Annotated in this window: 13 protein-coding genes; 8 read left to right on the plus strand and 5 right to left on the minus strand. The window is 72.4% G+C overall.

The window, feature by feature from the left end:
- Window positions 1–41: 41 nt before the first annotated feature.
- The 3 genes from HAV39_RS32405 to HAV39_RS32415 all read right to left on the minus strand — a co-directional run bounded on the left by HAV39_RS32405 (window position 42) and on the right by HAV39_RS32415 (window position 3755).
- Window positions 42–1271, minus strand: coding sequence for a cytochrome P450 (locus tag HAV39_RS32405; RefSeq protein WP_191842978.1), 1230 nt, complete (start codon window positions 1269–1271; stop codon window positions 42–44).
- Window positions 1272–1282: 11 nt separating this feature from the next.
- Complete coding sequence (locus HAV39_RS32410) at window positions 1283–2893, minus strand: FAD-dependent oxidoreductase (protein ID WP_191842979.1); 1611 nt, start codon at window positions 2891–2893, stop codon at window positions 1283–1285.
- A 115-nt stretch (window positions 2894–3008) separates the two neighbouring features.
- Window positions 3009–3755, minus strand: a complete 747-nt coding sequence (locus HAV39_RS32415) for an HAD family hydrolase (RefSeq protein ID WP_239121000.1) — start codon at window positions 3753–3755, stop codon at window positions 3009–3011.
- A 54-nt stretch (window positions 3756–3809) separates the two neighbouring features.
- Here HAV39_RS32415 and HAV39_RS32420 point away from each other — a divergent pair, with 54 nt between their 5' ends.
- From HAV39_RS32420 to HAV39_RS32435, 4 genes are all read left to right on the plus strand, one after another.
- A complete protein-coding gene (locus HAV39_RS32420) occupies window positions 3810–6587 on the plus strand; it encodes a DEAD/DEAH box helicase (RefSeq protein ID WP_191842980.1) in 2778 nt (925 codons plus the stop codon).
- Window positions 6588–6674: 87 nt separating this feature from the next.
- Window positions 6675–7523 carry an MHYT domain-containing protein gene (locus tag HAV39_RS32425; RefSeq protein WP_191842981.1) on the plus strand — a complete coding sequence of 283 codons (849 nt, stop codon included), beginning with the start codon at window positions 6675–6677 and terminating at the stop codon, window positions 7521–7523.
- Between the two features lie 138 nt (window positions 7524–7661).
- Window positions 7662–8579 (plus strand): 5'-3' exonuclease, encoded by a 918-nt coding sequence (locus HAV39_RS32430; protein ID WP_191842982.1) that lies wholly within the window; start codon window positions 7662–7664, stop codon window positions 8577–8579.
- Between the two features lie 68 nt (window positions 8580–8647).
- Entirely contained in the window at window positions 8648–9139 is a 492-nt protein-coding gene (locus HAV39_RS32435) for a DUF6328 family protein (protein ID WP_239120999.1), read from the plus strand.
- Window positions 9140–9252: 113 nt separating this feature from the next.
- Here the strand turns inward: HAV39_RS32435 and HAV39_RS32440 are convergent, their stop codons facing one another.
- Window positions 9253–10149, minus strand: coding sequence for a universal stress protein (locus HAV39_RS32440; protein ID WP_191842984.1), 897 nt, complete (start codon window positions 10147–10149; stop codon window positions 9253–9255).
- 138 nt (window positions 10150–10287) lie between these two features.
- Between HAV39_RS32440 and HAV39_RS32445 the strand changes: the two genes are divergently transcribed.
- On the plus strand, window positions 10288–10455 hold the full coding sequence (locus HAV39_RS32445; protein ID WP_191842985.1) for a hypothetical protein: 168 nt from the start codon (window positions 10288–10290) through the stop codon (window positions 10453–10455).
- Window positions 10456–10534: 79 nt separating this feature from the next.
- A complete protein-coding gene (locus tag HAV39_RS32450) occupies window positions 10535–11683 on the plus strand; it encodes an acyl-CoA dehydrogenase family protein (protein WP_191842986.1) in 1149 nt (382 codons plus the stop codon).
- A 6-nt stretch (window positions 11684–11689) separates the two neighbouring features.
- On the opposite strand, the gene HAV39_RS32455 is transcribed toward HAV39_RS32450, so the two are convergent.
- Window positions 11690–12379, minus strand: coding sequence for a hypothetical protein (locus tag HAV39_RS32455; protein WP_223124438.1), 690 nt, complete (start codon window positions 12377–12379; stop codon window positions 11690–11692).
- Window positions 12380–12675: 296 nt separating this feature from the next.
- Here HAV39_RS32455 and HAV39_RS32460 point away from each other — a divergent pair, with 296 nt between their 5' ends.
- Both HAV39_RS32460 and HAV39_RS32465 read left to right on the plus strand, forming a co-directional pair.
- Window positions 12676–13149 (plus strand): cysteine dioxygenase, encoded by a 474-nt coding sequence (locus tag HAV39_RS32460; protein WP_191842987.1) that lies wholly within the window; start codon window positions 12676–12678, stop codon window positions 13147–13149.
- Window positions 13146–13559 (plus strand): rhodanese-like domain-containing protein, encoded by a 414-nt coding sequence (locus HAV39_RS32465; RefSeq protein ID WP_373311945.1) that lies wholly within the window; start codon window positions 13146–13148, stop codon window positions 13557–13559. The genes HAV39_RS32460 and HAV39_RS32465 overlap by 4 nt, the downstream gene beginning before the upstream one ends.
- Window positions 13560–13784: the final 225 nt, after the last annotated feature.

Here is a 13784-nt window from a genome sequence, read left to right on the forward strand (position 1 = left end):
TCCACGACGCATAGCGAGGTGAAGGTGCCCTTCCTTCGGCGTCAGGCGGGGAGGACGCCGTCGTAGGCCACCGGGAGGTGGATCGGGCCCCGGAGCACGGGGCTGGGGCGGTACGGCGGCGGGTCGGCCACCAGGCGCGGGTTCTGCAGGCGCTTGGCCAGCTGGGTCAGCGCGAGCTGGGCCTCCAGCCGGGCCAGCGGCGCGCCGAAGCAGTAGTGGACGCCGTTGCCGAAGGCCAGGTGCACGTTGTCGGGCCGGTCCGGGTCGAACCGGTCCGCGTGCGGGATGCAGTCGGTGTCCCGGTTACCCGACGCCAGGACCAGCACGATCGGGTGGCCCTTGCGGATCGTCGTGCCGGCGATCTCGATGTCGGCGACCGCGGTGCGGTTGGGCAGGAAGTGCACCGAGCCCTCATAGCGCAGCAGCTCCTCGACCATCCGGATGGCGTAGTCCGGCTCGGTGCGCAGCCGCGCCAGCGCCTCCGGGTGGCGCAGCAGGGTCAGCCAGCCGTTGGCGATCAGGTTCACCGTGGTCTCGTGGCCGGCGATGAGCAGCAGGATCAGCGCCGAGAACAGGTCACCGCCCTCCAGCCGCCCGTCCGGGCCGTCGTCGGTGACGAAGCCGGACAGCATGTCGTCGCCCGGGTTCGCCCGCTTGCTCTGCGCCAGCTGGAACATGTACATGCCCAGCTGCTGGAAGGCGTCGGTGCGCTGCTGGGCCACCTCGGGGGAGTCCTTGCCGGTGGAGTCCACGATCGGCCCGACCCACTGGCTGAAGCGCGGCTCGTCCTCCGGCGGCACCCCGAGCAGGCCCGTGATCGCGGCGACGGGAAACGGGTACGCGACGTCGTCGACCAGGTCGCACTGCTGCCGGTCGGCGAGACCGTCGATGAGCCGGGTGACGACGTCCTCCAGCAGGGGCGTCAGCTTGTCGATGCGGTCCGGCCGGTGCGGCGGGCCGAACTGGCGCATCGCGATGCGGCGCAGCGTGTCGTGGCGCGGCGGGTCGGTGCGGATGAAGCTGGGCGGCAGGCTGCTGCCCGCCTGGGCCAGCGGACCGGCCTTGTCGGCGTACTCCGGGAGCAGGTTCGCCGGGTCGGAACTGACGCGCGGGTCGTGCAGCAGCGAGTAGATCTCCCGGAACGTGCTCACCACGAAGCTGCCGTCGGCCTCCTGCCACACCGGCTGGCTGCGCAGCTTCTCGTACAGCGGCCACGGGTTGGCCCGGTTGCCGAAGTCGGTGATCTCCTGGAACAGGCTGGGCTCTGACACCTGACGTCTCCTCAGCGGCGCCGGGACGGGCGGACCAGGACTGCGCGGCGCTCGCTCGGATCGTGGCCGGTGACCACGACGGTGGCGTCGCGGCCGTACAGCACCCGATCGGGGAACTCCGCCGGCACCGGCACCCGGTCCGGCGGCGGGTTGGTCATGTCGTACGGCAGCGGGAACGGCGCCGCCTGCTCGATCAGCTGCTGGTAGAAGTCCAGCCACTTGCCCTGGTTCCAGCTGACCGCGCCGACGACCCGGCCCTTGTAGCCGTACGCGGCGACGAACTGCCGGCTCTCCACGGACCCCTGCGTGATCGCGATCTGGTCGGCGATCGGCGGCACGCCCACCGACTTGATGTTGTGGCCGAACTGCAGCGACCAGAACGCGGGCATCTCCAGGTGCGGCCAGCGGTCGGTCTCGCTGCTGACCATGTTGTGCGCGGCGACCTCGGCCTGGGTGACCGCGTTGCCCCAGTGCTCCATCGCCAGGAACTGGTAGCCGAACATCGGCTGCGGCTGGCGGGCCACGTCCCCGGCGACGAAGACGTCGTCGGTGACCAGGCCCGCGGCGGTGAACGCGCGGCAGCCGGCGTCGCAGGCCAGGCCCCATACACCCACGGCGAGCCCGGAGCTCTCCAGCCACTCCACGTTGCGGATGCCGCCCAGGGCGACCACGACCACGTCCACCTCGATCGTGGTGCCGTCGGACAGCACCGCCCGGCGCACCTTGCCGTCCTCGCCCTGCAGCGAGTTGACCTTCGTGTGGGTACGCAGATCCACGCCGTGCTCGCGCATGATGCCCGCCGAGATCCGGCCCATGACCCCGCCCAGCGCCCCCGACAGCGGCCCCGGCCCGGCCTCGGCGACGGTGACCGGGATGCCCAGCTCGATGCAGACCGACGCCATCTCGGAGCCGGTGAACCCGGACCCGATGACCAGCACCCGCTTCGGGTGCGCCAGCAGCCGCTCGCGCAGCCCGGCGGCGTCGCCGCGGGTGCGGATGGTGAACACGCCGTCCAGCGCGGCCTCCTCCGGCACCGGCCACGGCCGGGCGCGCACCCCGGTGGTGACGAGCAGCCGGTCGAACTCGACCTCCTGCCCGTCGGCCAGCACGACACGCTTGCGCTCCAGGTCCAGGCCGGTGGCGGCGACCCCGAGCTTCCATTCGGCGTCGATGTCGCGCCGCCGCGGGAGCGTGGTGTCCGCCGAGGCGACGAAGCCGGTCTGCACCTGCTTGGACAGCGGCGGCCGGTCGTAGGGCTCCTCCGGCTCGTCGCCGATCACGGTGAGCGTCCCGGTGAAGCCCTCGGCGCGCAGCTGCTCGGCGGCCTTCAGCCCGGCCAGGGACGCCCCGACGACGACGATGCGCCCGTCCCGGCGCAGGCGGTCGCCCTTGGCCGCCACGACCGTCTCCTCGGGCGGCGGATGCGGCAGGTCGGCCATGTCGACCTGGAGCGCCTGCACCGGGCAGGCCGCCGCGGCCCGCAACACCTTCACCCGTTGATCTTCGGACGGCGCCGGGTCGAACATGAGGGCCTCGTCGCCGACCATCCGGAACGCCTCAGGAGCCAGAAACGCGCACTGCGCATACCCCTGACATTTGGTCAGATCCACCACCACACGCATGGCACCATTCTTCGCGCCTGAAGCCCTCAACCGACCCGAATCAGGCAATTCACCGCGAGATCCACCGGCCGCGCGGGGCGGGGCGGCCCGGCGGCCCGGCAGGGCGGGGCGGGGGTTAGGGGAGGGCGAGGGAGACGGCGCGGTGGAGGCCGTTGGGGCGGCCGGGGGAGGCGGCCGGCACGACCAGGGCGGCGCAGCCGGCGTTGACCGCGCCGGCGTCGGCGGGGGTGTCGCCGATCATGAGGACGCGCTCGGGGTCGACCGACAGCAGGCCGCAGGCCCTCAGGAAGATCTTGGGATCGGGCTTGATGCAGCCCACCTCGTAGGACAGCACGAGCGTGTCGAACAGCGCGGTCAGCCCCCAGGCGTCCAGCAGCGGGCGCAGGTCGAAGCCGATGTTGCTGACCAGCGCGGTGCGCACCCCGGCGGCCCGCAGTGTCGTCAGCGTGTTCATCACATCGGGGTAGGGCGTCCAGCCGGCGGGCGTCAGCACCCGGGCGTAGAGGGCGTCGGGCAGCCCGGGGACGTCGTTGGGCACGGTCGCGGCCAGCCCGGTGTACGCCTGGCGGTGGGCGTGCTCGTAGAGGTCGCGGTCGGCCCACGCCTCGGCGAGCTGCGGCGGCACCCGCACCGGGGGCGCCACGCCCGGCAGCGCGCCCGCCGTGGCGAGCCGGTCGGCGAGCACCGTGGCCTTGCCGCGGTCCAGCGTGACGCCGCAGTCGGCGGCCGCCGCGCTGACCCAGGCCACGGGGTCGACGGTCATGGCCAGGGTGCCGTGGAAGTCGAAGAGCACGGCGTCGAGGGCGCGGTGACCGTCGATCCGTGCCGGGTGGGCATACGGCTGCGGCGGGGACTCGGGCACGTCAGCAGGATACCGACCTGCGCCGACTGGCCTCTTTCGCCTAGCCTTTGCGGTATGACGAGCCCCGCCGAGCGGCGACCCGGCACCGGGTCGGACGCCGGAACCGCCCGACCAGCGACCACCTCCGAAGGCCGTAAGACCCCCGCCGCCTCCCCACTGGTCGACGAGTTCGCCGCCGGGCTCAGCTTCGCCCTGGACCCGTTCCAGCGGACCGCGTGCGCGGCGCTGGAGCGCGGCAGCGGCGTGCTGGTGTGCGCGCCCACCGGCGCGGGCAAGACCGTCGTCGGCGAGTTCGCCGTCCACCTGGCGTTGCAGCAGGGTCGCAAGTGCTTCTACACGACGCCCATCAAGGCACTGTCCAACCAGAAGTTCCACGACCTGGTGCAGCGCTACGGCGCGGACAAGGTCGGCCTGCTGACCGGGGACAACTCCATCAACGGCGACGCGCCGGTGGTCGTGATGACGACCGAGGTGCTGCGCAACATGCTCTACGTCGGCTCGTCCGCGCTGGACGGACTGTCGTACGTGGTCATGGACGAGGTGCACTACCTGGCCGACCGGTTCCGCGGCGCGGTGTGGGAGGAGGTCATCATCCACCTGCCCGCCTCGGTCACGCTGGTGTCGCTGTCGGCGACCGTGTCCAATGCCGAGGAGTTCGCCGACTGGCTGGTCACCGTACGCGGCCGGACCGAGGTCGTGGTGAGCGAGCACCGGCCGGTGCCGCTGTGGCAGCACATGCTCGTCGGCAAGCGCATGTACGACCTGTTCCACGACTCCGAGGCGGCCCGCGCCCACGAGGTGCACCCTGAGCTGCTGCGCCAGACCCGGGAGATGGCCCGCCGGATGGACGCGGTGGACCTGCGCCGCGGGCGTGGCGGCCGGGGGCGGCGCGGGCCGGGCCCGAACCGCCCCGAGATCGTCGACAAGCTCGACGGCGAGGGGCTGCTGCCGGCGATCCTGTTCGTGTTCAGCCGGGCGGGCTGCGACGCGGCCGTGCAGCAGTGCCTGCAGTCGGGCCTGCGGCTGACCTCGCCCGAGGAGCGCGCCGAGATCCGCGAGGTGGTGGAGCGGCGCATCGCCAACATCCCCGGCGAGGACCTGGCCGCGCTGGGCTACTGGGACTGGCTGGACGGGCTGGAGCGGGGCCTGGCGGCCCACCACGCGGGCATGCTGCCGGCGTTCAAGGAGGTCGTCGAGGAGCTGTTCGTCCGCGGCCTGGTCAAGGCGGTGTTCGCCACGGAGACGCTGGCGCTGGGCATCAACATGCCGGCCCGCTGCGTGGTGCTGGAGCGGCTGGTCAAGTACAACGGCGAGGCCCACGTCGACCTGACGCCGGGGGAGTACACGCAGCTCACCGGCCGGGCAGGGCGGCGCGGCATCGACGTGGAGGGCCACGCGGTCGTCGTCTGGGGACCGGAGGTGGATCCGCGCCACGTGGCCGGTCTGGCCTCGACCCGGACGTATCCGCTGCGGTCGAGCTTCCGGCCGTCGTACAACATGGCGGTGAACCTGGTCGGCTCGGTCGGCGCGGCGCGTGCCCACGACCTGCTGGAGTCGTCGTTCGCGCAGTTCCAGGCGGACCGTTCGGTGGTCGGGCTGGCCCGGCAGGTGCAGCGCAACAACGAGGTGCTGGCGGTGTACGACACCGAGCTGGCCTGCGAGCACGGCGACTTCGCCGAGTACTTCGCGCTGCGGGTGGCCATCGCCGACCGGGAGAAGCAGCTGACCCGCAACAGCCAGCAGGAGCGCCGCGCGGCGGCGGTCGAGTCGCTGGAGCAGCTCAAGGTCGGTGACGTGATCAAGATCCCGTCCGGTAAGCACTCGGGCCTGGCCATCGTGCTCGACCCGGGCGTGGGCGGGTTCGGTGAGCCGCGTCCGGTGGTGCTGACCGAGGACCGCTGGGCGGGGCGCATCTCGGCCGGCGAGTTCGCCGGGACGGTGGAGGTGGTGGGCCGGGTGCGGGTGCCGCGCCACTTCAACCACCGCGCCCCGGCCGAGCGGCGCGACCTGGCCTCCTCGCTGCGCAACCTCGAGGTGGCCCGGGGTGCCGGGCGGCGCCGCCGCGGCGGCAACGGCAGTCACGAGGACCGGGAGCTGCTGGCGCTGCGCAAGGCGATGCGGGCGCACCCGTGCCACGCCTGCCCGGAGCGCGAGGACCACGCCCGGTGGGCCGAGCGCCGGCAGCGGCTGTTCCGGGACACGGAGAACCTGCGCGACAAGGTGAGCAACCGCACCGGGTCACTGGCACGCGTCTTCGACCGCATCTGCGAGCTGCTCACCGAGCGCGGCTACCTGGGTCCTGACGGCGAGGTGACCGCGCCCGGCCGGATGCTGGCGCGGATCTGGACCGAGGCCGACCTGCTGGTGGCCGAGTGCCTGCGCACCGGGGTGTGGGAGGGCCTGCAGCCGCACGAGCTGGCCGCGGCCGTCTCCGTGGTGCTCTACGAGGCCCGCCGGGACGTCGACGAGCAGGCGTCGGTGCCGCGCGGCCCGGTGGCCTCGGCCGTCGACGCGACCGTGCGCACCTTCTACCAGCTGGGCGTGGACGAGCGGCGGCTCGGCCTGACGCAGACCAAGGAACCGGATCTGGGCTTCGTGTGGCCGATGTACCGCTGGGCCAAGGGCGAGCCGCTGGCAAAGGTGCTGGCCAGTGGGCACAGCCTGGACGGCGACATGCCGGCCGGTGACTTCGTCCGCTGGGCGAGACAGGTCATTGATCTTCTCGGTCAGATTGCCGACGCGACCGGCGCGCCGTTGGCCCTGCGTGAGACCGCGCGGACGGCGATGGACGCGGTCAATAGAGGGGTACTTGCGTATACTGCGGTCGTCTGACCGAGTTGCCAGGGCAAACACTCTTCCGGAATCATGCAAAAAAGCGAAATCCGCTCACTGTATGACGAGCCGAAAGGGTCGACCGCCATGGCCGACGTGCATCACTTCACCCACGGACTCGTCACGCCCGGTGTGGCGTACGCGCTGTCCATCCTCGGCTCGACGCTGGGCCTGGTCTGCACGGCCCGCATGCGCACCGCGACCACCGGCAAGCAGCGTTTCTGGTGGATCGTGCTCGCCGCATGGGCGCTGGGCGGCACGGCGATCTGGGCCATGCACTTCATGGCCATGCTCGGCTTCAGCGTGACGGGTGCGCAGATCCGCTACGACATCCCGCGCACCGCGGTGAGCGCGCTGGTCGCGATCGTGGTCGTCGGCCTCGGCCTGTGGATCGTGGGCTTCGGGCGGCCGAACGTCGGCCGGATCGTGGTCGGCGGCATCTTCACGGGTGTCGGCGTAGCCGGCATGCACTATCTGGGCATGTTCGCGATGCGGCTGGACGGCGACGTGGCCTACGACACCGGCCTGGTCGCCGCATCGGTGGTGATCGCGGTCGTGGCCGCGACCGTGGCGCTGTGGTTCACGGTCGTGCTGTCCAAGCCGCTGGCCATCGCGGGCGCGGCGCTGCTCATGGGCGTCGCGGTGTGCGGCATGCACTACACCGGCATGGCCGCGATGTCGGTGCGGTTGACCGCGCCGACGCTCGGCAGCGGTGTCGGCGGCGCGTCCGCGGCGAACCTGCTGGTGCCGATCGGCGTGCTGGTGCTGCTGGTGATCGGCGGCCTGGTCTTCGCGATCGGCGCGGCCGCCACCCCGGAGGACCTGGCCGCCCGCGAATACCTCGACCGGGTCCAGGCCGCCCGCGAGGAGGCCGCCATCGGCACGCAGCGCGGCACGGTGCGCCGCCCCACCGCGTTCACCCCGCGGGGCAAGTGACCGCCCGACCCGTCGGCTGACCTCGCAGCCCGTCCGTGCCGCCGCGGTGGCCCGGGCGGGCTGCCGCCGTCTTCCGGTGGGGCGGTCCCGCGGCCGCGTGCGCGGTGGGTGTCCGGGCCTTGTGGCAGGCTGTCAGGCATGACCGCACCCCTGCTCGCCATCGACGCGCCGAGCCTGTACTTCCGCGCCTTCCACGGTGTGCCCGCCAAAGCGGCGATGGCCCCGGACGGCACCCCGGTCAACGCGGTGCGCGGCTTCCTCGACATGGTCACCACGCTGGTGAAGGGCCGCCGGCCCGGCCGGCTCGTGTGCGCGCTGGACTACGACTGGCGGCCGGCCTGGCGGGTGGCGCTGATCAGCACCTACAAGACGCACCGGGTGGCCCCCGCGGGCGGCGAGGAGGTGCCCGACGAGCTGGTGCCGCAGGTCGACCTGCTGCTGGAGGTGCTCGACGCGTTCGGCATCGTCGCCTACGGAGTGGACGGCAACGAGGCCGACGACGTGCTCGGCACGCTCGCCGCGACCCAGGCCGCGCCGGTCGAGGTGGTCTCCGGCGACCGCGACCTGTTCCAGCTCGTCGACGACGAGCGCGGGGTGCGGCTGCTCTACGTCGGGCGCGGCGTGGCCAAGCTGGAGGACTGCGACGAGGCCGCGGTGCTGGCCAAGTACGGCGTCCCGGCGGGCGGCTACGCCGACTTCGCGGCGCTGCGCGGCGACCCGAGCGACGGCCTGCCCGGCGTGGCGGGCGTGGGGGAGAAGACCGCCGCCCGGCTGATCGAGCGCTACGGCAGCCTGGACGCGATCGTCGCGGCGGTGGCCGACCCGTCGGCCGACTTCGCGCCGGGTCTGCGCACCAAGCTGGAGGCGGCCGCCGGCTACCTGGCCGTCGCGCCGAAGGTGGTGCGGGTGGCCACCGATCTGAAGCTGCCCGAGCACGACCTGACCCTGCCCGCGGCGCCGCGCGACCCGGACCGGCTGCTGGCGCTGGCCGAGCGGTGGAACCTGGCGAGCCCGTGCCGCCGGCTGGTCGACGCGCTGGCGGAGAACGCCGGGTAAACCCCGCCCGCCGGAGTCGGCATGACCTCCGCCCTGCCGGGCATAGGCTGGCAATGCGGAGGACCACAGTGACGGACATCGACGGCGACAGGCGGCAGGAGTCGGGGGAGGAACCCGACGAGCGCTGGAACCGCAACTACTCGGAGCTGCTGCAGGAGCTGCGGGTCGCGCAGACCGGCGTGCAGATCCTGTTCGCGTTCCTGCTGACGCTGCCGTTCTCGGTGGGCTTCGAGAAGATCAACGGCACCGAGCGGGTGCTGTACGTGGTCACTTTCGTCTGCAGCGCGCTCGCCGCGGCCCTGCTCATCGCGCCGGTCAGCTACCACCGGCTGTCGTTCCGGGAGGGGCGCAAGCCGCAGATCGTGCGCACCGCGCACGTGCTGGCGCAGTTCGGCCTGTTCTTCGAGATGACCGCGATCGTGCTGGCGATCTACCTGGTGGTGGACGTGGTGGCGGGGGTGCGCTGGGCGGGCTTCCTGGGCGGCGGCATGGCCCTGATCTACATCCTGCTCTGGTATGTGCTACCGCTGGCCACCAAACCGTCGCAGCCGGGCGACTGAGCCCGGACCTGCCCCGGACATGCGGGAAGCCCGGCTTATCTCACTTATGAGATCGGTCGGGCTTCACTTCTCACGTTAGACCGGCATATCCGGCATGTCAACCCTTGCTCCGATTATTTTCCGGCCTCGCCCCGGAGGTGCGCGACCACCACCGGGCACCCCGCATGGTGGATCAGCGCCTGGCTGACCGAGCCCAGCAGCAGGCCGGTGAACCCGCCCAGGCCCCGGCAGCCGACCACCACCAGCTGGGCGCCCATGGACTGCTCGGTCAGCGCGGCCGCGGCGGAGGACTCCATGGTGATGCGCTCCAGTTCGACGTGCGGGTAGCGGTCGTGCCAGCCCGCCACGGCCGTGGCCAGCACCGACTCCTCCTGCTCGCGCAGCGTGTCGACGTCGTACACGAACGGCATGCCTGCCGCGCCGGTCGTGATCGGTCCCAGCCAGGCGTGCACCGCGGTGATACCGCAGCCGCGCCGGCCGGCCTCGTCGAAGGCGAACGCCAGCGCGGCGCCCGACTGCGGCGAGCCGTCGACGCCGACCACGATCCGGCCCACCGCGCCGATGCCCGCCTGCTCCGGAGCGGCCGGCGGGCGCACCACGGCGACCGCGGACCGGGCGTGCATCGACACCTGCAGGCTCGTCGAGCCGAGCATCAGGTCGTGGAAGCCGCCGTGCCCCCGGCTGCCGACGACCACCAGGGCCGCGGACTCCGACTCCCTGATCAGTCCGTGCGCCGGGTCGTCGCGCAGCACCTCGCTGGTGAGCGTGATGTCCGGCCGCATCGCGCGGACCGCGGTCATCGCGTGCTCGGTCACCGAGTGGCCGGCCGAGGACAGCGCCGCCTCCGCGACGCCGTCACCGAGCCGCGGCCCGGGGTCCTCGCTCACGTAGACGATCTTCAGAGGCAGCTCGCGCAGCGCGGCCTCGTCGGCCGCCCAGCGCAGCGCGGTCGCGGCGGCCGGCGAACCGTCCACGCCCACCACGATCGGCCCGGTCAGCCCGACACTCATGGCCCGCCTCCCTGCGCTGCGTTCACCTCCACTATGTCCTTTCCCGGCCCGGTCTGGTCGGAAACGGTGCCGAGCGCAGGCCCTTTCGCGGTCGGCGGTGGGCTGACAGGGCGGTGCCGGACGGCTACCGTGCCGCGCGTGGGCAGACTGGCGTTGTTGTGGTTCGCCGGCACGGCGCTGGCGTTCGGTGTACCGGCATACCTGGTGTCGCTGTGGCGGGTCCTGCCCGCGGTGTGGCGGGGGGAGCTGCGGCGCACCCCGGTGGAGGACTTCCGGCTGTTCGCGGTCTCTCGCGCAGTTACCTGAGTGGCCTGCTGGCGATCACCGCGTGGGGTGGGCATGATCCGACCGGGCAGACTCACCTAACGACCGTTAAGCTGGCGTCATGCCCAGCGTTACCCGACTGCTTCCCACCCCCGAAGCACACGACCTGCTCGAACTCACCCGCGAGATCGCGGACAAGGAGCTCGCGCCGCACGCCGACGACTTCGAGGCGCGCGGGGAGTTCCCCCGCGAGCTGATCCGCACCCTGGGCCGCTCCGGCCTGCTCGGCCTGCCCTACTCCGCCGAGTACGGCGGTGCGGAGCAGCCGTACGAGGTCTACCTGCAGGTGCTGGAGATCCTCGCCAGCCGCTGGGTCGGCATCGCGGAGACGGTCAGCGTGCACACCCTGGCCTGCTACCCGCTGGCCCACCACGGCACCGCGGCGCAGCGCGAGCGCTGGCTGCCCGACCTGATCGGCGGCGAGCTGCTCGGCGCGTACTGCCTGTCCGAGCCCGCCGGCGGGTCCGACGCGGCGAACCTGACCACGAAGGCGACGCGCGACGGCGACGCCTACCGGGTGAGCGGGACCAAGGCGTGGATCACCCACGCGGGCGTGGCCGACTTCTACAACGTCTTCTGCCGCACCGGCGGCCCCGGCCCGAAGGGCATCTCCTGCCTGCTGGCTCCGGCGGACACGCCCGGCCTGCACCCGCAGACCCGGGAGAAGACCATGGGCCTGCGCTCGTCGCCGGTCGCCCAGATCGCGTTCGACGACGCGGTGGTGCCCGCCGAGCGGCTCGTCGGCGGCGAGGGCGAGGGTTTCCGGATCGCGATGGGCGCGCTGGACTCGGGCCGCCTGGGCATCGCCGCGTGCGCGATCGGCCTGGCCCAGGGTGCGCTGGACTATGCCGTCAACTACGCCCGGGAGCGGGTGCAGTTCGGCAAGCCGATCATCGACCTGCAGGGCCTGGGCTTCATGCTGGCCGACTCGGCCACGCAGATCTCCGCGGCGCGGGCGCTGATGCTGCACGCGGCCCGGCTGCGCGACGCGGGTCTGCCGTACTCGATCGAGGCGGCCAAGACCAAGCTGTTCGCCACCGACATGGCCATGCAGGTCGCGACCGACGCGGTGCAGGTGCTCGGCGGGGCCGGCTACGTGGCCGACCACCCGGTCGAGCGCTACTTCCGCGAGGCCAAGGTGCTGCAGATCGTCGAGGGCACCAACCAGATCCAGCGTATGGTGATCGCCCGGTCGCTCGCCAAGGACTGACCGTTCCTACTGACTGTGCATGAGTTGCACATGCTCAGTCGTGTGCCCCGAACGGTGTTGAGCACACTGGTCGCCCGCGTTCGGGTCGCAGTCCGGCGACGGGCATCGTGTGCGCGGTCCGGGAATGCGGCGGCGGGGTCCCTCACGCCCAGCGACGCTTGGCCTGGCCTGGGCGCTCCGATGCCCCACCCGATCGCTCCGGTCGGGTGGGGGCGGTGACGTCCGTCGCCGGGCCTTGCGTCCCTGGGCGCGTCTTGCGATCACGATGCTCGCGGCGTCGTGCCGGGTGATCTTCCTGGTGGGGGTGTCGAGGGGCTTGTGCCAGTGTTCGGCGCCCCACTTGGAGGTGTAGGCGGCGTCGACGGCCACGATGGTGATGCCGGTCTGGTCGGCCATCGATACGAGCCTGGCCCGCAGCCGGCCGGTCGGGAAACGCGAGATGAGCTGGCGGAACCGCTTCCTACGGCCGTGCTTCTCGCGGGTCTTCTCAGTAGCGAAGTCGAGGTCTTCGACCGCGATCGCTTTCACGCCGCTGGTTTTGGCCCAGTGCAGTAGCCGGGTGAGGGCATGGCGGACCTGCGCGTCGCGGTGGGCGGCGGTGCCGGACAGGTGGTAGCCGAACCGGCGCGGCGCACCGGTCGGGTTGCCGTGCACGTCCAGGTGCCAGGCGGCCAGGTGGTCGTCGTTGGCGTCCACGCCGACACACCCCGAGGCCAGGGCACCGCGAGGCCGATGGTGGGTGCGGGCGGGTACTGCCAGGACGCGGGCAGATACCAGCACTGCCGCTGTGGGTCGAAACTGATCCGGTATGCCACGGCGCGGTCGGCGGCGATCCGGTCGGCCCACTCCTGCCCGCTTCGCAACCCCTTTCCGTCGTACGCCGGTCCGGTTCGTGGCACACGCCACGATCCGGATCGGCGTTTCCTGTTGTGCCCGGCCCGACCTGGTGGTGTAATTCCTACAAAGCCGCTAGGAAAAGCAGGTGATCTGAAATGATCGTCGCCACCGGGGTCCGGGCCGACCATCTGAGCACGGCCCGCCGCCTGGCCGACAACCCCGCCGACTGGCCCGTCGCGCCGCGGTTCGACCCGGTGCAGCGCTGGTACCACCGGCTGCTCGCCGGCTCCGGTGTCGAGGCGTGGCTGCTGACCTGGCTGCCCGGCCAGGAGACCGACCTGCACGACCACGGCGGCAGCGCGGGCGCGTTCGTGGTGGTCGCAGGCAGGCTGACCGAGCGCACCGTGACCGGGCCCGACGGCTCCGCCGCGCTCACCGGCCGCGTGCTGAGCGCGGGGGCGGCCCGCCAGTTCGGCGAGCACCATGTGCACCAGATCGTCAACGCCGGTCCGGAGCCCGCCGTCAGCGTGCACGTGTACGGGCCCGAGCTGACGACCATGACCCGCTACCGGTTCCAGCATGGACGGTTGCTGGTGGCGGCCGTCGACCGGGCGGGGGCACAGTGGTGAGCGTGCAGACCGATTCGATCGCGCCCGCCGGCTCGCGCGGCATCGACGAGATCCTCGCCGAGGCCCGCTCGCGGCTGACCCGCCTCGACGCGGCGCAGGCCGCGGCTGCCCAGGGGGACGGGGCGCTGCTGGTGGACATCCGGCCCGCCGCGCAGCGTGCCGCGCACGGCGGCATCCCCGGCGCGCTGATCGTCGAGCGCAACGTCCTCGAATGGCGGTTCGACCCGCGCAGCGACGCCCGGCTGCCGGTGGCCGGGCGCTACGACCTGCCGGTCGTGGTCTTCTGCCAGGAGGGCTACACGTCCTCGCTGGCGGCGGCGGCGCTGCAGGACCTCGGCCTGCACCGGGCCACCGACCTCGCGGGCGGCTTCGCCGCCTGGCAGACCGCGGGCCTGCCCATCACCCCCTGACCAACCCGCCCCGACCCCCACCCGCCGCAACTCTTGAGCACTCGCGGCCACGAGGCCGGGACGACCCCGCGACTCTTTACGAGTTGCGGCAGGTGGGTTGCGGCAGGTGAGTGCGAGCCGTGTCCGGTCGGCCGGTTCGGTTGAGGTGGGTCCGGTCACTCGGGGGAACCCGTTGGGCGCATGTGCTGATCTTGCGGGAGCGCTGCCGTCGTGGCAGGCTGCCGG

Source organism: Catellatospora chokoriensis (genome assembly GCF_011297315.1).
Taxonomy (GTDB): Bacteria; Actinomycetota; Actinomycetes; order Mycobacteriales; family Micromonosporaceae; genus Catellatospora; species Catellatospora citrea.

Coding starts and splice junctions, on each gene's coding strand:
- HAV39_RS32410 (WP_191842979.1), bottom strand. CDS start 2,893: ATGCGTGTGGTGGTGGATCTGACCAAATGTCAGGGGTATGCGCAGTGC.
- HAV39_RS32420 (WP_191842980.1), top strand. CDS start 3,810: ATGACGAGCCCCGCCGAGCGGCGACCCGGCACCGGGTCGGACGCCGGA.
- HAV39_RS32425 (WP_191842981.1), top strand. CDS start 6,675: ATGGCCGACGTGCATCACTTCACCCACGGACTCGTCACGCCCGGTGTG.
- HAV39_RS32430 (WP_191842982.1), top strand. CDS start 7,662: ATGACCGCACCCCTGCTCGCCATCGACGCGCCGAGCCTGTACTTCCGC.
- HAV39_RS32440 (WP_191842984.1), bottom strand. CDS start 10,149: ATGAGTGTCGGGCTGACCGGGCCGATCGTGGTGGGCGTGGACGGTTCG.
- HAV39_RS32450 (WP_191842986.1), top strand. CDS start 10,535: ATGCCCAGCGTTACCCGACTGCTTCCCACCCCCGAAGCACACGACCTG.
- HAV39_RS32460 (WP_191842987.1), top strand. CDS start 12,676: ATGATCGTCGCCACCGGGGTCCGGGCCGACCATCTGAGCACGGCCCGC.